The organism is Pseudomonas sp. GW821-FHT09C10, from assembly GCF_059418085.1.
Map to the genome: position 1 here is coordinate 186,165 of NZ_JBWKPE010000009.1, position 19,834 is coordinate 205,998.

Genomic DNA, 19,834 nt, shown 5'->3' on the forward strand with positions numbered 1-19,834 from the left:
TGGGTAGGTGCAATTTATAGTAATTCTCATCTACTTTTAAACAAGACTTGCACCAACAGGCCGTTTTTTTCTCCACAAGACCTGTAACCACTTATGTAACAGCCTAAATCCTCGGGCAATTCTCTCGTTTAACTGTGAGCTCTGCGCAACTGCGCTCCGAACTTTCCCGGCTGGAACCTAAGCATGAAACGCCCTCGACCCGCCCGACGCGCCTTGCTCGCTATCGCGTGCCTGATTCCCATCATCGCCGTCGCCGCCTGGCAGGTGTTGCCGCCGGGGCGTGACAACCTGACCACCGTCACCGTCACCCGCGGCACTATCGAAAACAGCGTCACGGCCCTGGGCACCCTGCAACCGCGCCGGTATGTCGACGTGGGCGCCCAGGCGTCCGGGCAGATTCGCAAGATCCACGTTGAAGCCGGCGACCAGGTGCAGGAAGGCCAATTGCTGGTGGAGATCGACCCCTCGACGCAAAAAGCCAAGCTCGACGCCAGCCGCTACGCCATCGAAAACCTCAAGGCCCAGTTGCAGGAGCAAAAGGCCCAGCATGCCCTCGCCCGCCAGAAGTACCAGCGCCAGCAGCGCCTGGCCGCCGGCAACGCCACCCGCGAGGAAGACGTGCAAACCGCCAAGGCCGAACTGAGCGCCACCCAGGCCCGGATGGACATGTTCCAGGCGCAGATTCTCCAGGCCCAGGCCAGCCTGCGCAGCGACGAAGCGGAGCTGGGCTATACGCGCATCTACGCACCGATGACCGGCACCGTGGTCGCGGTGGACGCGCGGGTCGGCCAGACCCTCAATGCCCAGCAGCAGACGCCGCTGATCCTGCGGATCGCCAAGTTGTCGCCGATGACCGTGTGGGCGGAAGTCTCGGAAGCCGACATCGGCCACGTCAAGCCGGGCATGACCGCCTACTTCACCACCCTCAGCGGCGGCAACCGGCGCTGGACCAGTACCGTGCGGCAGATCCTGCCGATCCCGCCCAAGCCGCTGAATGAAACCCAGGGCAGCGGTAGCCCCAACAGCGCCAACAAAAGCGGCAGCGGGCGCGTGGTGCTGTACACCGTGCTGCTGGACGTGGACAACAGCGACAACGCGTTGATGGCCGAAATGACCGCCCAGGTATTTTTCGTCGCCAGCCAGGTCAAGGATGTCCTCACCGCACCGGTGGCCGCGCTGCTGGGCACCTCAAGTACCGACAAGCAGATCGCCCGCGTGGTCGCCACCAACGGCCGCATCGAAGAACGTGAAGTGCGCCTGGGCATCAGCGATCGCCTGCGGGTCGAAGTGCTCGACGGCCTGCACGAAGGCGATCACCTGCTGATCGGCCCGGCCGACGGCAACGGGGGTTGAGGTGACCACGCCCCTGATCGAACTCAAGAACATCCGCAAATCCTACGGCGGTGGCGACAGCCCGCAGGTCGACGTGTTGCGCGGCATCGACCTGTCGATCCATGCCGGGGAATTCGTCGCCATCGTCGGGGCTTCCGGTTCCGGCAAGTCTACGTTGATGAATATCCTCGGTTGCCTCGACCGCCCAAGCCTGGGCGAGTACCTATTCGCGGGGGAAAACGTCGCCCACCTGGACAGCGACGAATTGGCCTGGCTGCGCCGCGAGGCCTTTGGCTTCGTGTTCCAGGGCTACCATTTGATCCCCTCGGGCTCGGCCCAGGAGAACGTCGAGATGCCGGCGATCTACGCCGGCATCAGCGCCGCCGAACGCCATGCCCGCGCCCACGCCCTGCTTGCGCGCCTGGGCCTGGCCGAGCGCACCGGCAACCGTCCGCACCAGCTGTCCGGCGGTCAGCAACAGCGTGTCTCGATCGCTCGGGCGCTGATGAACGGCGGCCACATCATTCTTGCCGATGAACCCACCGGCGCCCTCGACAGCCACAGCGGTGCCGAGGTGATGAGCCTGCTGGACGAACTGGCCAGCCAGGGCCATGTGGTGATCCTGATCACCCACGACCGCGAAGTGGCGGCGCGGGCCAACCGCATCATCGAGATTCGCGATGGCCTGATCATCAGTGACTCGGCCGATGACGAAGCCGCGCCCCCACCCGCCACCCGCGGCGCGTTGCAAGCCGTGGACCTGCGCCAGCGCCTGGCCGACGGCGCCGAACACAATGGCGCCTGGAAGGCCGAACTGGTGGACGCGGTCCAGGCCGCCTGGCGGGTGATGTGGATCAATCGTTTTCGCACCGCGCTGACCCTGCTGGGGATCATCATCGGCGTAGCCTCGGTGGTGGTGATGCTGGCCGTGGGCGAAGGCAGCAAACGCCAGGTCATGGCGCAGATGGGCGCGTTCGGCTCCAACATCCTCTACCTCAGCGGCTCATCGCCCAACCCGCGCACGCCGCTGGGTATCGTCACCCTCAATGACGTCGCCGCGCTGGCGGCGCTGCCCCAGATCAAGCGCATCATGCCGGTCAACGGCACCGAAGCCGGCGTGCGCTATGGCAACGTCGACTACATGGCCTATGTGGGCGGCAATGACACCAATTTCCCGGATATTTTCAATTGGCCGGTGGTCGAGGGCAGTTACTTCACGGCGGCCGACGAGCGTGCGGCCGCCACCGTGGCCGTGATCGGCCATCGCGTGCGGGAAAAGCTGTTCAAGGGTGAGGTCGACCCGATCGGCCAGTACATCCTGATCGAGAACGTACCGTTCCAGGTGATCGGCGTGCTGGCGGAGAAAGGCGCCAGCTCCGGCAACAAAGACAGTGATGACCGTATCGCCATCCCCTACACCGCCGCCAGCGTGCGCCTGTTCGGCAGCTACAACCCCGAATACGTGGTGATTGCCGCCGCCGATGCGCGCAAGGTCCACGAGGCCGAAGTGGCCATCGATCAGTTGATGCAAAAGCTGCACAACGGCAAGCGCGACTACGAGCTGACCAACAACGCGGCGATGATCCAGGCCGAGGCGCGCACCCAGAACACCCTGTCGCTGATGCTCGGTTCGATTGCCGCGATTTCCCTGCTGGTGGGTGGCATTGGCGTGATGAACATCATGCTGATGACCGTGCGCGAACGCACCCGCGAGATCGGCATTCGCATGGCCACCGGCGCGCGCCAGCGCGACATCCTGCGCCAGTTCCTGACCGAAGCGGTGATGCTGTCGGTGGTCGGTGGCCTGTGCGGCATTGCCCTGGCCCTGCTGGTGGGTGGTGTGCTGGTGCTGGCCAAGGTGGCGGTGCAGTTTTCCCTGGTGGCGGTGCTTGGCGCATTCGGTTGCGCACTGGTCACCGGCGTCGTATTCGGCTTCATGCCGGCCCGTAAAGCTGCCCGGCTCGATCCGGTTAAGGCGTTGACCAGTGAATAAACGATCCATCCCCCCGTACCTGCCCGCACTTGGCCTGTGCCTGCTGCTCACGGCCTGCGCCGGTGACCCGCCCGCCGTGGACAGCGCTATTGCGCCGCCGGCCGCCTGGCAGTTCGCCGAACGCGACGCCGCCCAGGCCACCAACCAGCGCTGGTGGACGCAGTTCGGCAGCCCGCAGTTGGACCGCCTGGTCGACCAGGCCCGGCGTGACAGCTTCGACGTGGCCGCTGCCATGGCCCGCGTGCGCCAGGCCCAGGCCACGGCGGTGATTGCCGGGGCGCCACTGCTGCCCGAGGTGAAATTCAACCTTGCCGCCAGCCACCAGAAGTTGTTGCACGGCACGGGCGGGCCGGACCTTGACGCCTCACAAAGCGATGACGCCGTGAACAATTTCGGCGCCAACCTCACCGCCAGCTACGAAGTGGATTTCTGGGGTGGCCGCGCCGCCGCCCGTGACAGTGCCTTGCACAGCCTGCGCGCCAGCGAGTTCGACCAGGCGACCGTGGAGCTGACCTTGCTCAGCAGCGTCGCCGACCGTTATGCGCAAACCCTCGCGGCCCGCCAACGCCAGCAGATCGCCGAGTTGAACCTGGCCAATGCGCGTAACGTCCTCGACCTGGTGCAGACCCGTTACGACGCAGGCTCCGCCACGGCCCTGGAACTGGCCCAGCAGAACAGCCTGGTGGCCAGCCAGCAACGCCAGCTGCCGTTGATTCAACAACTGGCCGAAGAATCCCAGATCACCCTGGCCGCCCTTCTCGGCCAGCCGGTCCAGGCCCTGGACCTGGGCGCCGAACCCTTCCAGGCGCTGACCTGGCCAACCATCGGCGCCGGCCTGCCCAGCCAACTGCTCAGCCGCCGCCCGGACATTGCCAAGGCCGAGGCCGAACTGGCAGCCGCCCAGGCGGACGTCACCGTGGCCCGCGCCGCCATGCTGCCGGCCCTGACCCTCGGCGCCACGCTCGGCTCCGATGCCTACAAGGCCGTGGACGTCCTGCGCAGCCCCTACTACACGCTGACGGCCGGCCTGGTCGGGCCGATCTTCAATAACGGCCGTTTAAGCGCCGAGCGCGACAAGGCCCGCGCGCGCCAGGATGAGCTGTTACAAACCTACCGCGGCGCGATCATCAACGGCTTTGCCGATGTGGAAAAAGCCCTCAGCAGCATCACGCGCCTGGACCAGCAACGCCACTGGCAAACCCAAGAACTGCAACAGGCCCAAACCGCCTTCCAGATCGCCGAAAGCCGCTACCAGGCGGGTGCCGAAGACTTGCTGACGGTACTGGAAACCCAGCGCACCCTGTATGCCGCCCAGGACTTGAACGTGCAATTGCGACTGTCACGCCTGCAGGCCAGCATCGCCTTGTACAAAGCATTGGGTGGCGGCTGGAAGACTGATATCTGATAAACAAAACTCTGATTTCGTACGCAATCCGTTTTCTCAACCTACATTCTTCGACCCCAGGTCCTTGGTAAAACAGCCGCCATCCCACGGCTGACCAGGACCTCTCGATGACTGCTGCAAACTCATTGGCGTGCGCCTGTCTCTGGCTGCTGGCGAGCCTTGGCCATGCCGAGCCCCTGATCAAGCCCACCGCCATCGACTGGTTGCTGGACTGCCCGCTGCCCCACGTTGAGGGCCTGGACCCCGAGGTGCTCGCGCGCACCCAGTGCGGCATCGTGACCGTACCGCGCAATTACGCTGCGCCGCGTCAAGGCAGCATGCGTCTCTACCTGACCCGTGTGGGCGCCCGCGAGCCGCTGAACCGCGCCGGCCTGGTCTTTGCCCAGGCCGGCAACGCCTCGAGAAGCAACACCGGCGGCACCTTCGCCATTCAGTTGGCCAGCCGCTGGGGCGACTACTCCACTCAGGCTTACCGCAGGCTGCTCAATTACTATGACGTCATCGAACTCAGCCACCGCGACCTCAAACACGACAAAAGCGTCGAACACGCCGCTCGGGACATGGAGTTCGTACGTGCCCAGCTGGGCGATGCACAGCTGCTTTACCTGGGCAATGCTGACGCCACGCGGCTGGGCAACCACTACGGGGCGCTGTATCCGGAACGCGTCGCGCGCATGGTGCTGGTCAATGCTCCCTACGGAGAAAAGGCTGCGCCCCTGGTCGAGCAGCTGCGCCTCAAGGAGCCCGCTCAGACGGCGGCTAGCGGCTGCATCAACCGATGGGTCGGCGACTTCCTGGCCTATGGCAGGCAACCGCCCCCGTCCACGCGCTGCCTGGATTCGGGTAATTGGGAGTAGCGCGTCGTTTACGACCTGTTGCCGCCGAAAACGACACCCTGCGTTGACGCTCCGTCGCAATCGTTATTAAGTGCTATTTATCCGCATTAATACGATAAATCGAACCCATGCTGACTCGCCCGCTACGCCGCAAACGCCAGAAGCTGTCCGACGTGATTGTCGAGTCGGTCAAGCGCTCCATCGTCACCGACGCCTTGAAGCCCGGCGACCGCCTGCCCACCGAGCGTGAGCTGATGGAAAGCTTCCAGTGCTCCAAGGGCTCGGCCCGTGAAGCGCTCAAGGCCCTGGAGGTCGAGGGGCTGGTGAGTACGCGCACCGGCCCCAGCGGCGGTGCCTACCTGAACCAGGCCGGCACCGAACCCGCCAGCCGCGCGCTGCGTAACTACCTGCACTTCCAGCACCTGGACGGCGAGCAGGTGTACCAGTTGCGCAAGGTCATCGAAGTGGAACTGGCGGTGTCGGTGCTCGGGCGCCTGAGTGAGGACGACTACCGGGCATTGCAGGACAACGTGGATTTTTGCAGCGCCCCCGAAGACAGCGAAGCCGGCCAGCGCGAGCAACGCCTGGCGGAACTGGAGTTCCACAACCTGCTGGCCAAGGCCTGTCCCAACCCGTTGCTGAGCTTTATGGCGCAATTTCTCAACGACCTGCTGCGCGACCTGGTGGTACTGAAAAAAGCCTACAAGCCCAAGCGCAAGCAGTTCGACGCCGCCAACCTCGACTATCACAAACAGCTGCTGAGCGCCTTTCGCGCCGGGGATGAAGGCGCGGTACGCAGCCTGATGCATGAACATATGTGCGACGCCGAACACCATATGACCGCACTGGAAGGCCAGGTCAGCCCGCACTTTCTACTGGAGTTCGATCACAACCACTGAAAACACCCCGCCCACAGTTGACTGCATTCACTGCGTTATCCCAATAACAGGCCTGCCCACAGGCCCTGCTCCACCGTATCGCCCTTGCTACTCCTGCCAATAACTAAACCAGGGAGTCACCCCATGCAGCGTCGTACGTTATTGAAAGCCAGTCTTACCGCGGCCGCCGCCTTCAGCCTTCCGCTGAGCGTGCGTTCGGCATTCGCCGCCGAGCCCTTTACCTTTTACGGCCTCAAGTCCATGTCCGGCGCCTTTGCCAGCTATGGCAAGTTTGCCGACATGGGTTCGCGCCTGGCGGTGGCACAACACACCGAGCTACTGGGCCGCCCCTTGAACTACAAGGTCATCGACACCGAGGGCAATGCCGGCAAGGCCGTGCGCAAGGTGCAGGAAGCGATCCAGCAGGACGGCGCGCGGTTCTTCCAGGGCTGCACGCTGTCGTCGTCGGCACTCGCGGTGGCCAAGGAAGTCGACAAGGTCGGCGGCGTGTTCATGACCCCGGTGGGTGCCGATGAAGTCACCGGCAAAGACTGCAACCACGCCACGTTCCGCTGGTCGGTGCCCACCTACGGCGCGATCCGCGAAACCATGGTGCCGCTGATCAAGCTGCTGCCGGATGCCAAGCGCTGGTACACCATCACGCCGCAATATGTGTTCGGCGAAGCGCTGCTCGAAGGCGCCAGAAACGTACTCAAGGAACATGGCCTGGAGCATGTCGGCAACAGCTACCACTCGCTGCAGGAGCAGGAATTCTCCGGCTACCTGACCAATGCCATTTCCACCAAGCCGGATGTGCTGGTGTTGCTCAACTTTGGCAGCCAGTCGTCCAACACCCTGCGCCAGGCGGTGAACTTCGGCATCAAGGAGCGCATGAAAGTGCTGCTGGTGTGGTCCGCCGGCCTCGACCAGTTCCAGGAACTGGGCAGCGATATCCTCGACGGTGTGTACCTCGGCGCGCAGTACTGGCATCAGGTCGACACCCCGCTCAACCGCGAACTGGTCAAGCTGACCCAGGCCAAGTACGGCATCAACCCCACCTACCCTTTGGCCGCCGACTACATCAGCACCAAAGTCATGCTCGACACCATCATCGCCACCGGCAGCTTCGACGGGCCGACCGTGGCCAAGGCCATGCAGGGCCTGAGTTTCGAAGGCCCCACCGGCAAGGAGTCGATCCGCGCCGGCGACCACCAGGTGATCAAGGACTACTACCTGTTGGTCGGCAAGGCCGCCGGCGAGATGGCCGACAAGGATGACCTGGCCAAGGTGCTCAGCGCCGGCCAGTCCTTCCCGCCGGTGGAAGCCACGGGCTGCACGCTCGCCTGATCCGCTAAAACACCACCGTTGTACACGGCAGGGCCGCCCGGGCGGCCACCTGTTCGAGGGTTTCTGCATGCTTAATCTTTACCTGTTCCAGATACTCAACGGCCTTGGATTGGGAATGATCTACTTCCTGATCGCGGTCGGGCTGACGATCATTTTCGGCCTGCTCAACTTCGTCAACTTCGCCCACGGCGCGTTCTTCCTGCTGGGCGCCTACATCTGCTACACCGCCGTGAGCCTCACCGGCAACTTCTGGCTGGCGCTGCTGATTGCGCCGCTGGTGGTGGCCGCGTTGGCCTGGGTGATCGAGCGGCTGTTGATCCAGCGGATCTATCACTTGCCGCACATGTTCCAGATCCTGGTCACCCTGGGCATCGCACTGATCATCCAGGAAGCCAGCGTGATGATCTGGGGCCCGGTGGGCAAAAGCGTCGCCGTGCCGGAACTGCTGCGCGGCGTGCTGGTGGTGGGTGATTTCGTCTACCCCTACTACCGCCTGTTCCTCATCGTGTTTTCCGGGCTGGTGGGCCTGGGCCTGTGGCTGCTGCTGGAGCGCACGCGCTTCGGCGCCCTGGTGCGCGCCGGCAGTGAAAGCACCGAGACCGTGTCGCTGCTCGGCACGAATATCTTCCGCCTGTTCTCCATGACCTTCGCCCTCGGCGTGGGCCTGGCCGGCATGGCCGGGGTGCTGTTCGCGCCGTTGCGCGGTGCGCAGCCGTTCGTTGGCCCGGAGATTCTCGGCATCGCCTTCGTGGTGGTGGTGATCGGCGGCATGGGCTCGTTCAGCGGTGCGCTGGTCGGCGGTTTGCTGGTGGGCGTGGTGCAAAGCCTGATGACCACACTCTGGCCCCAAGGCGCGAGCCTGATGATCTACGGCGCCATGGCCGTGGTGATTCTGGTACGCCCTTACGGCCTGTTTGGGAGAGCCTGACATGAGCGAGAAAAATCCCCTGCCGTTTGCCAAAACCCAATCGCGCGCCATGGTGCTGTGGGTCGTGGCGGTGCTGATCGGCCTGCCCGTGCTATTGCCCTCGGCGACCCTGGCCAGCGAGATCCTGATCTTTGCCATGGCGGCCCTGGCCTGCAACCTGTTGCTGGGCTACACCGGGCTGCTGTCATTCGGCCAAGGCATCTTCTTTGGTGCCGGCGCCTACTGCGCGGCGCTGCTGATGATCCACCTGCAACTGGGGTTGTTCACCGCGCTGCTGGGTGCCGCCATCGCCGGTGGCTTCCTGGCCTTGCTGGTGGGTGCCCTGGCAATCCGGCGCACCGGCATCTACTTCGTGATGCTCACATTGGCCTTCAGCCAGATGGCGTACTTTGTCGCCTACACCCTCAGCGACTGGACCGGTGGCGACAACGGCCTGCTCAGCGTGCCGCGCCCCGAGATTCGCCTGGGTGACACCGTGCTGCTGTCCCTGGCCGACGCCCGTGCGTTCTATGGTTTTGTCGCGGTGTTGTTCCTGCTGATCTTTATCGGCGCACGCCGGGTGATCGCCTCGCCGTTCGGCAGCACGTTGATGGCGATCCGCGAAAACGAAACCCGCGCCTCGGCCATCGGCTACGACACGCGGCACTTCAAGATCCTGGTGTTCGTGCTGTCCGGCGCGGTCACCGGGATTGCCGGGGCGCTGTACGCCATGCTGCTGCACTTTGTGCCGCTGTCGAATATCGACCTGGCGATGTCCGAGAACATCCTGATCATGACCATTATCGGCGGCACCGGCTCGCTGTTCGGTTCGTTGCTGGGCGCCGGGTCCATCGTGCTGCTGGGGGATTTTCTCTCCGACCTGTGGCCCCGTTGGCTGATGCTGCTGGGGGTGATCCTGATCCTGGTGGTGATCTTCATGCGCGGCGGTTTGTGGGGCGGCCTGGCCGCGTTGTTCGAGCGCGTGCGCGGCCGTCGCAAGGCCGCCGTCGTCGCCAAGGAGGAAGGGCTATGAGCATCCTGTTGGAAACCCAGGACCTGGAACTGGCCTATGGCGCGTTCCGTGCAGTGAACGGCGTGAACCTCAAGGTCGAAGCCGGCACCATCCACACCATCATCGGCCCCAACGGCGCGGGCAAGACCAGCCTGTTCCACTGCCTGACCGGTGAACGCCAAGCCACAGCCGGGGCGATTCATTTCGACGGCAGGAACCTGATGCGCAAGCCGGCCCACGGCCGCGTCGGCCTGGGCATGGCGCGCTCGTTCCAGCTCACCAGCCTGTTCCAGAACCTCAGCGTGCGCGAAAACCTGCGCCTCGCCGCCCAGGGCCGCGACGGTGCACGTGCGTTGAATTTCTGGCGCCGCGTGGACAGCAAGCGCGAACACCTGGAGATGGCCGACCAGGTGCTCGAACGCCTGCAACTCAGCGCCCGCGCCGAGACCCTGGCCGGCGAGTTGTCCCACGGCCAGCAACGGGTGCTGGAGGTGGGCATGTCGATCTGCTCCAAGCCCAAACTGTTGATGCTCGACGAACCCACCTCGGGCATGGGCATCGATGACATCCCGATCATGACCCAGTTGATCAGCGACCTCGGCCGCGACCACACGGTGCTGTTGATCGAACACAACATGAGTATCGTCATGTCCATCAGCCAACGCATCACGGTGATGAGCCACGGGCAGATCCTGGTGGAAGGCACGCCGGAGTTCGTGCGTGCCGATGAACGCGTGCGCAGTGCTTATCTTGGGGAGGCTGCCTGATGCTGATCGTTGACAACATCCATTCCTACTACGACAAGAGCCACGTGCTCGAAGGCGTGTCGCTGAGGGTCGACCCCGGCGAACTGGTGACCCTGCTCGGGCGCAACGGTGCCGGCAAGACCACCACCCTGCGCAGCATCCTCGGCATCATCTGCCCGCGCCAAGGCCAGATCCACTTCAACGGCCAGGCGCTGGTGGGGCAGAAAATCTTTGAAATCGCGCGCCAGGGCCTGGCGCTGGTGCCGGAGAATCGCGGGATCTTCCGCCTGCTGACCGTCGAGGAAAACCTGCGCATCGCCGTGCGCAAGAGCAGCCGCTGGCAGCTGGAAGACGTGTACGGCATGTTCCCGCGCCTCAAGGAGCGGCGCAGGAACGCCGGCCATGCGCTCTCCGGCGGCGAGCAACAGATGCTCGCCATCGCCCGCGCCCTGCTCAACGATCCGCAGCTGCTGATCCTCGACGAACCCACCGAAGGCCTGGCCCCGGTGATCGTCGACGAACTGGTGAAGATCCTGCGCAAGGTCAAGGACGACGGCCTGCCGGTGCTGCTGGTGGAACAGAACCTGATGGTCTGCGACAAGCTCGCCGACCGCCATTACGTCCTCGAACAGGGCCGCGTGGTCTACGAGGGCAGCGCCGCCGCCTTCCGCGCCGACCCGACCATCAAGAACCGCTACCTGGCGCTGAGCGCCTGACGGGAGAATGCAGATGAACAGTTTTGCGCAACCGCTCCAGGGCAACGCCCCGCTGATCAACCGCGACCGCCTGTGGCAATCGCTGATGGACCTGGCGCAACTGGGCGCCACGGTCAAGGGCGGCGTGTGCCGCCTGGCCCTCACCGACCTGGACCGCCAGGCCCGTGACTTGTTTGTGCAGTGGTGCGAGGCCGCCGGGTGCAGCGTCAGTGTCGATGCCATCGGCAATATCTTCGCCCGTCGCCCTGGGCGTAATCCCGCCCTGCCCCCGGTGATGACCGGCAGCCACATCGACACCCAACCCACCGGCGGCAAGTTCGACGGCTGCTACGGGGTGATGGCCGGGCTGGAAGTGATCCGCACCCTCAACGATTTGGACATCGAGACCCAGGCGCCGCTCGAAGTGGTGGTATGGACCAACGAAGAAGGCTCGCGCTTCCCGCCGTGCATGATGGGTTCCGGAGTGTTTGCCGGTAAGTTCGACTTGCAGGATACCCTCGACAAACGCGACGACCAGGGCCTGTCGGTGGGCGCTGAATTGCAGCGCATCGGCTATGCCGGTTCGCGCGCGGTGTTAGGCCACCCGGTCGGCGCGTATTTCGAAGCGCATATCGAGCAAGGCCCGGTGCTGGAAGACCAGGCCACCACCATTGGCGTGGTCATGGGCTGCCTGGGCCAGAAGTGGTTCGACCTGACCCTCACCGGCGTCGAAGCCCACGCCGGGCCGACGCCGATGCACCTGCGCAAGGACGCCCTGGTCGGCGCCGCCGAGGTGGTCAGCGCGGTCAACCGTATCGCCCACCAGCAGCAACCTCACGCCTGCGGCACGGTCGGCTGCCTGAGCCTGCATCCGGGTTCGCGCAATGTGATTCCCGGCCAGGTGCACATGACCCTCGACCTGCGCCACCTGCATGCCGACAAGCTGCAGGCCATGGTCGATGAAGTGCGCGGCGTGATCGAAGCCACAGCAGCCCGGCACGGGTTGACCTTCGAACTGACGCCCACCGCCGACTTCCCGCCCCTGGACTTCCACCCGGCCTGCGTCAACGCCGTGCGCGATGCGGCGGGCGCCTTGGGCTTGAGCCATATGGACATCGTCAGCGGCGCCGGGCACGACGCGATTTTCGTCGCCGAGCTGGGCCCGGCCGGGATGATCTTTGTGCCGTGCGAAGGCGGCATCAGCCATAACGAAATCGAAAACGCCGCGCCGGATGACCTGGCGGCCGGTTGCGCGGTATTGCTGCGCGCCATGGTCAACGCGGCGCAGGGAGACAGGGCATGAGTGAGATGGGCCAACTGACAGCGGTGCAACTGCTGGAGCATTTCCGTAACAAGACCTTATCGCCGGTGGACGTCACCGAAGATGCGCTGCTGCGTATCGAGCGCTACAACCCGGTGGTGAACGCCTACTGCCATGTCGACCCCGAGGGTGCGCTGCACGCGGCGCGGGCGTCGGAAGCACGCTGGTTCAAGGGCGCGCCCTGCGGCGCGCTGGACGGCGTACCGGCGTCGATCAAGGACCTCACGCTGACGCTCGGCATGCCCACCCGCAAGGGCTCGCGCACCTCGTCGGCCGAGGGGCCGTGGGACGTCGACGCGCCCTTTCCGGCCTTTATGCGCAAGGCCGGCGCGGTGCTGCTGGGCAAGACCACCACCCCGGAATTCGGCTGGAAAGGCGTCACCGATAACCCGCTGTACGGCATCACGCGCAATCCGTGGGACACCCGCACCACCGCGGGCGGTTCGTCTGGCGGCGCGGGGGCGGCAGCGGCGCTGAACCTGGGCGTGCTGCACCAAGGCAGCGATGCCGGCGGCTCGATCCGCATCCCCTGCGCGTTTACCGGCACCTTCGGGATCAAGCCGACGTTCGGCTATGTGCCGCAATGGCCGGCCAGTTCGATGACCATCCTCTCGCACCTGGGGCCGATGACCCGTACCGTGGAAGACAGCGTGTTGATGCTGCAGGCCGTCGCACAACCGGATGTGCGGGATGGCCTGATCGGTGCGCCGAGGACCACGCCATGGCTCACGCCGCAGACGGATTTGAACGGCCTGCGCGTGGCCTACAGCCCCACGTTTGGCTACGTGGATGTCGACCCGCAGGTGGCCAAGGTGGTTGCCCAGGCGGTCGAGGGCTTGGTGCAGTTGGGCGCCCATGTCGAGCAGATCGACCCCGGTTTCAGCGACCCGCTGGAGGTGTTCAGCACCTTGTGGGCGGCGGGCGCGGCACGCCTGACCGGGTCCATGAGCGACGCACAGAAACAACTGCTGGACCCTGGCCTGCTGCGCATTGCCCAGCGTGGCGAGCAACTGAGCCTGGATGACTTCAACGCAGCCCTCGAAGCCCGCGCCGCGCTGGTGGCCCGTATGGCGGCGTTCCACGAGCATTACGACGTGCTGGTCTCGCCGATGATGCCGATCACCGCGTTCGAGGCCGGGCACAACGTACCGCCCGGTTCCGGCATGCAGGAATGGACCGAGTGGACGCCGTTCACCTACCCCTTCAACCTCACCCAGCAGCCGGCGGCGTCGGTGCCGTGCGGCTTGGCGGCGAATGGCTTGCCGGTGGGGTTGCATGTGGTGGGCGCGCGGTTTGCCGATGAGCAGGTGTTGCGAGTGTGCCGGGTGTATGCCAAAGCGTTTCCGACCCGGCACTTACAGACACCGATCACCCCAACACCGTAGATCCAAATGTGGGAGGGGTGGTGCGACGATTCGACTTGCCTCTCCCACATTTTCTGAGCGCACTCCAATCCCCTGCCTCTACAATGTCCCCCATTCATCCCTGGGGGCTTCATGGACATCGAACTGGCACGCACTTTCCTGGAAATCACCCGCTGCGGCAGCCTGGCCGCCGCCGCCGAGAAACTGCACGTCACCCAGACCGCCATCACCGCACGCGTTAAAAACCTGGAAAGCCAACTGGGCAGTACGCTGTTCGTGCGCAACCGTGCCGGTGCTCGCCTGACCGCCGACGGCGAGGCGTTTGTGGTGTACGCCAACCAGTTGCTGCAAGCCTGGGAAGCCGCGCGGCGCGACCTGCCTCTGCCCGATGGCTATCGCAATGTGCTGCATATCGGCGGTGAAGTCAGCCTGTGCAACCCGCTGATGCTCGGTTGGGCCCGGGCCCTGCGCGAACAGATCCCCGGGCATGCCCTGCGCACCGAAGTGCGTGAAGGTGAATACCTGCTGCGGCAGCTGGAGCTCGGTGTACTCGATGCGGCGCTGGTGTTCCAGCCGCAGTACTGGCCGGGGTTGCAGGTGGAGCAGGTGCTGGAAGAAAAACTGATCCTGGTGCAATTGACGAGCAAACCGGCCCCGTACGTCTACATCGATTGGGGCCCGGGTTTCCGCCAGCAGCACGACGCGGCCCTGCCCGACAGGGCTCGCGCGGCGGTGAGTTTCAACCTCGGACCGCTGGCATTGCAGTACATCCTCGAGAACGGCGGCGCCGGCTATTTCCGCACGCGGGTGGTACAGAGCTACCTGGACAGCGGCGTGATGCAGCGCGTGCCCAAGGCCCCGGAGTTCAGCTTCCCGACGTTCCTGGTGTACTCGCGGGCACGGGATTCGGCGGTGTTGCAACAGGCCCTGGGGCTGCTGCGTGAAGTGGTCAAGGCCGAGAGTGACTGGTCGCAGCGCTGGGACCCGTTGATCTGAATCCCTTCACCGGTGCAGTGCGCAAAACTCGCAGATTCCCGTGTACCAACTAAGCTCAGTCTCCAACAAAAAAACCTGAGCAGCCCGCCATGGTCCACCCCACCGAGACGTTTCGCAGCCGCTACCGCGCCGAGGTCAGCCCCCATTACAACCCCTGGCTGCACGCCGGCTTTGTGCTCGGCTATGGCGTGTGCTGCATCGGCCTGGCCGGGGCCTCCACCCACCGAGTGACGCCGTTCGAGTGGCTGACCGTGCCGCTGACCCTGGTGTTCTTCAACCTCTGTATCTACCTGGTGCATCGCCACCTCGGCCATCACAAACACGCCTTGGCCCGCCTGTTCTATGCGCGCCACACCGGTGATCACCACAGCTTCTTTACCCCCGGCCACATGACCTACGACAGCCCGCGAGACTGGCGGGTCATTCTCTTTCCGGCGTGGCTGATCGTGCTGCACAGCCTGGTCATCACCCTCCCCGCCTGGTGGTTGCTCCAGCACCTGAACGCCAATGTCGCCGGGCTGTTCGCCGGGAGCATGATCCTCGGTTACCTGCTCTACGAAGTGTTCCACGCCTGCGAGCACTTGCCCGCCGACCACCCGCTGGCGCGCCTGCCGTGGATTCGCCAGATGCACCGACTGCACGCCCTGCATCACCGCCGCGAGCTGATGCAGGGGCGCAATTTCAATATCGTCCTCCCGCTGATGGATTACCTGTTCGGCACCCTGTACTGGGAACCGAACCCCAACGACAACCAGGAATCGTCATGAGTACCCGTCGAAAGAAAATGCGTCATCTGCTGTTTGTGCTGCTGCTGGCGGTGATCGCTTTCCTGCTGTTGATGCCGACCAAAGTGCAACCGGTGAACTGGGCTCCACCCAAGGCGCCATCGATGAAGGAAGGCGCCTATGCCGACAACCAACGCCTCAAGGCTGTGCAGAAAATCGGCGCCCAGGGCATCGCCGGCCCCGAGGCCTTGCTGCTCGATGCCCAGGGGCTTCTGATCAGCGGGCTGCATGACGGCCGCATCATCCGCACGTCGCCCGACAGCCCCACTCTGGAAGTGCTGGCCAACACCGGTGGTCGGCCGCTGGGCATGGCGCTGCACCCGGACGGGCGCTTGATCATTGCAGACGGGGTCAAGGGCTTGCTCGCGCTGGATCCCCAGCGCCAACTGACCGTCCTGAGCGCCAGCGCCAATGGCGTCCCCTTTGGCTTTACCAATGACGTGACCATCGATGCCGGCGGGCGCTATGCGTACTTCAGCGATGCTTCGAGCCGCTGGGGTTATGGCCAGGATGGCGAGGCGGTGATCGAGCATGGCGGCGATGGTCGCCTGCTGCGCTATGACTTTCGCAACGGCACCACCGAGGTGTTGCTGGACCAACTGCAATTCGCCAACGGCGTGGCCCTCGGCCCCGATGAAAATTACCTGCTGGTCAATGAAACCGGGGCGTATCGCATCAGCCGCTACTGGCTCAAGGGCGAACGTGCGGGCAACCACGACTTGTTTATCGACAACCTGCCCGGCCTGCCGGACAACCTCAGTTTCAACGGCCAGGACCGTTTCTGGGTGGCGCTGTACTCACCACGCAACCCGCTGCTGGACAGCTTTGCCGGCTACCCCTTGCTGCGCAAGGTGATGGTGCGTGCGCTGATGGTGGTGCCCAAGCCCATTGAGCGCAAAGCCTTCGTGCTGGGGCTGGATACCGATGGCAAGGTCATCGCCAATTTGCAGGATGGCAGCGCCGGCAATTACTCGCCCATCACCACGGCCCGGGAATATGGCGACTGGCTGTACCTGGGCTCATTGAAGAATACGAGCATGGCGCGCTTGCCGTTGAAGCTGGCGTTGGCGCAATAACGCAAACAGGGCATACAGGCGCCTGGCCTGTATGCCCTGGGTACTACGGGTCACTCATGTTCAGCTCTTGGTGCTGCTCAGCAAGGTCTGTTTGCACAGGTGGCCGAAGCTGACGAACTCGGTGTTGTCACCACCGACGCCGATACCCGGGTATTCCAGTACTTCCATGCGCCACACGCCGTAGTTGAAGTCGGTACGCCAGGTGTTGTTGTAGCCCTGGGCGTAATCGACAAAGGTGGTCTGGAAATCACCGAAGCAGGTGCCCACGTTGATCGTGCCCGCCGCTTGGCCCGCACTGTCGGTCGCCGCCGAATACGCCTTGTAGACGATATCGCCGTTGGCCGGGTCGATCCGCTGGTCGAGATAGACGATCGGGTGCAGGCCCACCAACGGTGCACCGGTGCTGTCCGACAGGCCCATGGTCCAGGTCAGGTCGCGATAGGCTTGGGTGGTCATGTAGCCGTAGCCCACGCCGGAAGCCGAATACGGAATGCGCAACACGTTCGCCTCGCCCTTCACATCCGGGCTGTTGACCCGCGGGTTGGAACCGAACGACAAGTTGTACTTGCCGGTCGCGCTCCACGGCTCGTTCGGGTGCTGGTTCGGCCGCACACGCACCTTGACCACGCCACCGACACCCGGGCTCGGGATCGAGGTCGACACGACGTTGGCCCCCACGGTGACCCACTGGGCGCCATCGAAACGCTCGAGGATCCACTTGTTGCGCGTGCTGCCACTGGTCGCATCGGCCGTCAGCGCAATACCCACACTCTGGCCACGGACGGCGGTGAAATCGAAGTAATCGACATCATCCAGGCTGTCGGCGTTGCCGTTGATGTAGTTGAGGGTGTCCGGCAGTTGGAAAGCCGTGTCCGGGGTGTCATTGGGTTCGAACGCATCAAGGTTGGTATCGACCGCCACACCGAACTGAAAGCTCGAGCCCTGGACCGCAGCGTTGGCTTCCATGAACCAGTAGTAATCACCGGCCGGCACCACGCCGCCAAGGCTTTCATCGCCCGTGCCGGGGTTATTGGAGGTGCCCAGGGGCAGCGGATTGCCCTGGCCATCGTCCTGGAACAGCGACAACGACATGTCGGTGCCTGCGGTCTGGTTGACCAGCAGAACATTGATCCGCGCCTTCTGCGGCAGGTTGAAGTGGTAGCACAGCAGGTCGCCGGTTTGCACCCCATCGATCGTGTAGAGCGAGTTGATGTCCAGCGTCTGCTCACAGCCCTGGACCAGCGCAGCCTGTACAGCAGGCGCCGACTGGGCCGTGGTTTTCTGCAGCTTGGTCACCCTGGCCGGCGCAGTGTTGTCTTCCACCACCGAGTCAGCCTTCGCCTTGGGGGCAAACAGGGTTTTCTTCTGCTGGGCACCCGCCAGCAATTGCTGCTTGAGCGCAGCCGTCGCCTTGTTGGCCTTGATCTTCGCAGCGCTTTTCAAGCCTTGCTTGACCGCAGGAGGCGCCGCTTGCGCAGCCAGGTGAGGGTATTGTTCAGCGAGGGCAAAGGCCGAGACAAAGCAGGTGGCCGCCATGGCCGCGCCGAGCATAAAGGCTTTTTTCGATTTCATTTTTTATCCATCCATAGTTAAAAACTGAAGGTCAGGTGACATCCGGTCACCTGGGATGGAATGTAGGATAAGACTGGATGGATGTACAGTATTTTTTCAGGAAAATGTGGCTTTAAGGAAAAATACGTTTAGGAAAAAGCTGGCTTCCTTTAGAGCCAAGTACCCCAAAAGCCCCAACTGACAGCCCAAAACATCACAAGCCGATAAGGCCATACGGCCCAACGCTTGAGGGCAAGGGGGATGGCGGCTAGCTCTACCTCGGTCACAAGACCGTCTTTCACGGAGCGTTTTGGTGTGCGAAGGATGTCAATCAACAGCGCCATGCGATTACCCCGATTGAGCTGCTGGTTTCGTTCCCAGCGTTGCCAATATTTACGAACCTGCGCGTTTTCACTGAAATAACTTTCCAGCTCGTCGAGCTTTGTATGCCCGGCATATAGAATCAGGCCCAAAACAACGAACGTTCCAATGATCATCACAAGGGTGTAGACGAGAAAAAACGACATCGTTAAGCGCCTTCTGGATGAAATATCAAATCACCATCAATCTCTATGATCCTTCCGCCCAGGAACGCCCCAGCATCGCCGCCTTTACTGCCGCCTATATACCCTCCCGCAGCCCCACCGATAACTCCACAGGTGAGTGCGCCACTTCCCCTAGTCGCCACACCTAAAAAAATGGTGCATGCGCGACGAGTCAGTTCAGCGCCTAATCCCCCAGCTCCAGCAGCCCCAGCCACTCCCCCCACCAACCTCCCCGTCTCCACATACTTCGCCCTCCTGCACTGCGCCTCCCGTCCCGTCACACACGCCTCCTTGATCTCCATCCCCGTCACGCCCACGTCCAGCGCGATCCCAATGAAAGTCCCGTTACCCAGCCACTTGGACATCTGCGCAATCTCGCGCATGCGCTGTGCATACCCCGCAATCTCGCCTTTATGCAGATAGCTTTTGGTCGAAATCCCCAGCACCTTCTTCAACGACTCATTGCCCTGCAACCCCGTGCCGAACCGTGCCGCGCCTTGCAGTTGCAGATCCAGGCGCCGGAACAACGCCTGGCGCTGTTTGATAAAGCCATCCCGGTCCAACGCACCGTCCTTCAAGCGCTGATGCAACCGCTCGATGTCCTCCAGGGTCTGCGCCACCTCCTCCAGATGCCGTGACCAGGCCGATGTCGCGCTGCCGATCCCAATAGAACCGTAGGCCATGAAGCTCTGCAGCAAGTCATAGTTGCCGAGCAACTCCCTGCCCGCCGAAGTATTCATTTCCAGGTTGCGCCGAACCTCTTCAGCATGACGCATCAACCAGGCTTCCTCGCTCGAACAGCTCACGCTGTAGGGATCGGGAATAATCACCAGTTGCCCCGGCGCGACCAGGCCGGGGCGCAGGTGTCGGTTCAACACATCAAAATGGTCAAGACGTTGACGGCTCGGGGCAGTGCCCATCAGGCGGGATTTCAAGCTGTTGTAGTCCGTTGCGCGGTCGTTGATATAGCTCTGCGCCATGCCCTACATCCGAGATGCAAAGAATATGGCGTCGAAATATAAGCAAGCACCTACGCCCCGAACAC

18 protein-coding genes are annotated in these 19,834 nt (G+C 63.5%); 15 read left to right on the forward strand and 3 right to left on the reverse strand.

The features are described from left to right. Positions 1-183 precede the first annotated feature (183 nt). The 15 genes from AC07OT_RS18560 (at position 184) to AC07OT_RS18630 (ending at position 16,693) form a co-directional block, all read left to right on the forward strand. On the forward strand, positions 184-1,353 hold the full coding sequence (locus tag AC07OT_RS18560) for an efflux RND transporter periplasmic adaptor subunit (protein WP_495108716.1): 1,170 nt from the start codon (positions 184-186) through the stop codon (positions 1,351-1,353). 1 nt (position 1,354) lies between these two features. Continuing rightward, entirely contained in the window at positions 1,355-3,325 is a 1,971-nt protein-coding gene (locus AC07OT_RS18565) for a MacB family efflux pump subunit (protein WP_495108717.1), read from the forward strand. Beyond that, positions 3,318-4,730, forward strand: coding sequence for an efflux transporter outer membrane subunit (locus AC07OT_RS18570; protein WP_495108718.1), 1,413 nt, complete (start codon positions 3,318-3,320; stop codon positions 4,728-4,730). Before AC07OT_RS18565 ends, AC07OT_RS18570 begins: the two co-directional genes overlap by 8 nt. Positions 4,731-4,837: 107 nt before the next feature. Further along, the gene (locus tag AC07OT_RS18575) at positions 4,838-5,587 is read left to right on the forward strand and encodes an alpha/beta fold hydrolase (RefSeq protein WP_495108719.1); all 750 of its coding nucleotides are present in this window, start codon (positions 4,838-4,840) and stop codon (positions 5,585-5,587) included. Between the two features lie 107 nt (positions 5,588-5,694). Next, positions 5,695-6,465: a FadR/GntR family transcriptional regulator gene (locus AC07OT_RS18580; RefSeq protein WP_115487043.1), complete on the forward strand. Its 771-nt coding sequence runs from the start codon at positions 5,695-5,697 to the stop codon at positions 6,463-6,465. Between the two features lie 123 nt (positions 6,466-6,588). Continuing rightward, positions 6,589-7,791, forward strand: coding sequence for an ABC transporter substrate-binding protein (locus tag AC07OT_RS18585; protein ID WP_495108720.1), 1,203 nt, complete (start codon positions 6,589-6,591; stop codon positions 7,789-7,791). 67 nt (positions 7,792-7,858) lie between these two features. Continuing rightward, positions 7,859-8,719, forward strand: a complete 861-nt coding sequence (locus tag AC07OT_RS18590; RefSeq protein ID WP_065923782.1) for a branched-chain amino acid ABC transporter permease — start codon at positions 7,859-7,861, stop codon at positions 8,717-8,719. A gap of 1 nt (position 8,720) precedes the next feature. Then, positions 8,721-9,731 carry a branched-chain amino acid ABC transporter permease gene (locus AC07OT_RS18595; RefSeq protein ID WP_495108721.1) on the forward strand — a complete coding sequence of 337 codons (1,011 nt, stop codon included), beginning with the start codon at positions 8,721-8,723 and terminating at the stop codon, positions 9,729-9,731. After that, entirely contained in the window at positions 9,728-10,477 is a 750-nt protein-coding gene (locus AC07OT_RS18600; RefSeq protein ID WP_027606164.1) for an ABC transporter ATP-binding protein, read from the forward strand. The genes AC07OT_RS18595 and AC07OT_RS18600 overlap by 4 nt, the downstream gene beginning before the upstream one ends. After that, complete coding sequence (locus AC07OT_RS18605; RefSeq protein WP_495108722.1) at positions 10,477-11,172, forward strand: ABC transporter ATP-binding protein; 696 nt, start codon at positions 10,477-10,479, stop codon at positions 11,170-11,172. Before AC07OT_RS18600 ends, AC07OT_RS18605 begins: the two co-directional genes overlap by 1 nt. A gap of 13 nt (positions 11,173-11,185) precedes the next feature. Then, on the forward strand, positions 11,186-12,454 hold the full coding sequence (locus tag AC07OT_RS18610; RefSeq protein ID WP_495108723.1) for a Zn-dependent hydrolase: 1,269 nt from the start codon (positions 11,186-11,188) through the stop codon (positions 12,452-12,454). Further along, on the forward strand, positions 12,451-13,857 hold the full coding sequence (locus tag AC07OT_RS18615; RefSeq protein WP_495108724.1) for an amidase: 1,407 nt from the start codon (positions 12,451-12,453) through the stop codon (positions 13,855-13,857). The genes AC07OT_RS18610 and AC07OT_RS18615 overlap by 4 nt, the downstream gene beginning before the upstream one ends. 111 nt (positions 13,858-13,968) lie before the next feature. Beyond that, entirely contained in the window at positions 13,969-14,832 is an 864-nt protein-coding gene (locus AC07OT_RS18620) for a LysR family transcriptional regulator (RefSeq protein ID WP_495108725.1), read from the forward strand. Between the two features lie 89 nt (positions 14,833-14,921). Continuing rightward, the gene (locus AC07OT_RS18625; RefSeq protein WP_027606158.1) at positions 14,922-15,599 is read left to right on the forward strand and encodes a sterol desaturase family protein; all 678 of its coding nucleotides are present in this window, start codon (positions 14,922-14,924) and stop codon (positions 15,597-15,599) included. Beyond that, entirely contained in the window at positions 15,596-16,693 is a 1,098-nt protein-coding gene (locus tag AC07OT_RS18630) for an SMP-30/gluconolactonase/LRE family protein (protein ID WP_065948440.1), read from the forward strand. The genes AC07OT_RS18625 and AC07OT_RS18630 overlap by 4 nt, the downstream gene beginning before the upstream one ends. Positions 16,694-16,753: 60 nt before the next feature. Here AC07OT_RS18630 and AC07OT_RS18635 read toward each other — a convergent pair whose 3' ends face one another. The 3 genes from AC07OT_RS18635 to AC07OT_RS18645 all read right to left on the reverse strand — a co-directional run bounded on the left by AC07OT_RS18635 (position 16,754) and on the right by AC07OT_RS18645 (position 19,769). Then, positions 16,754-18,265, reverse strand: a complete 1,512-nt coding sequence (locus AC07OT_RS18635; protein ID WP_495108726.1) for a hypothetical protein — start codon at positions 18,263-18,265, stop codon at positions 16,754-16,756. 149 nt (positions 18,266-18,414) lie between these two features. Then, positions 18,415-18,771 (reverse strand): hypothetical protein, encoded by a 357-nt coding sequence (locus AC07OT_RS18640; RefSeq protein ID WP_495108727.1) that lies wholly within the window; start codon positions 18,769-18,771, stop codon positions 18,415-18,417. A 2-nt stretch (positions 18,772-18,773) separates the two neighbouring features. Further along, entirely contained in the window at positions 18,774-19,769 is a 996-nt protein-coding gene (locus AC07OT_RS18645) for a hypothetical protein (protein WP_495108728.1), read from the reverse strand. Positions 19,770-19,834 lie beyond the last annotated feature (65 nt).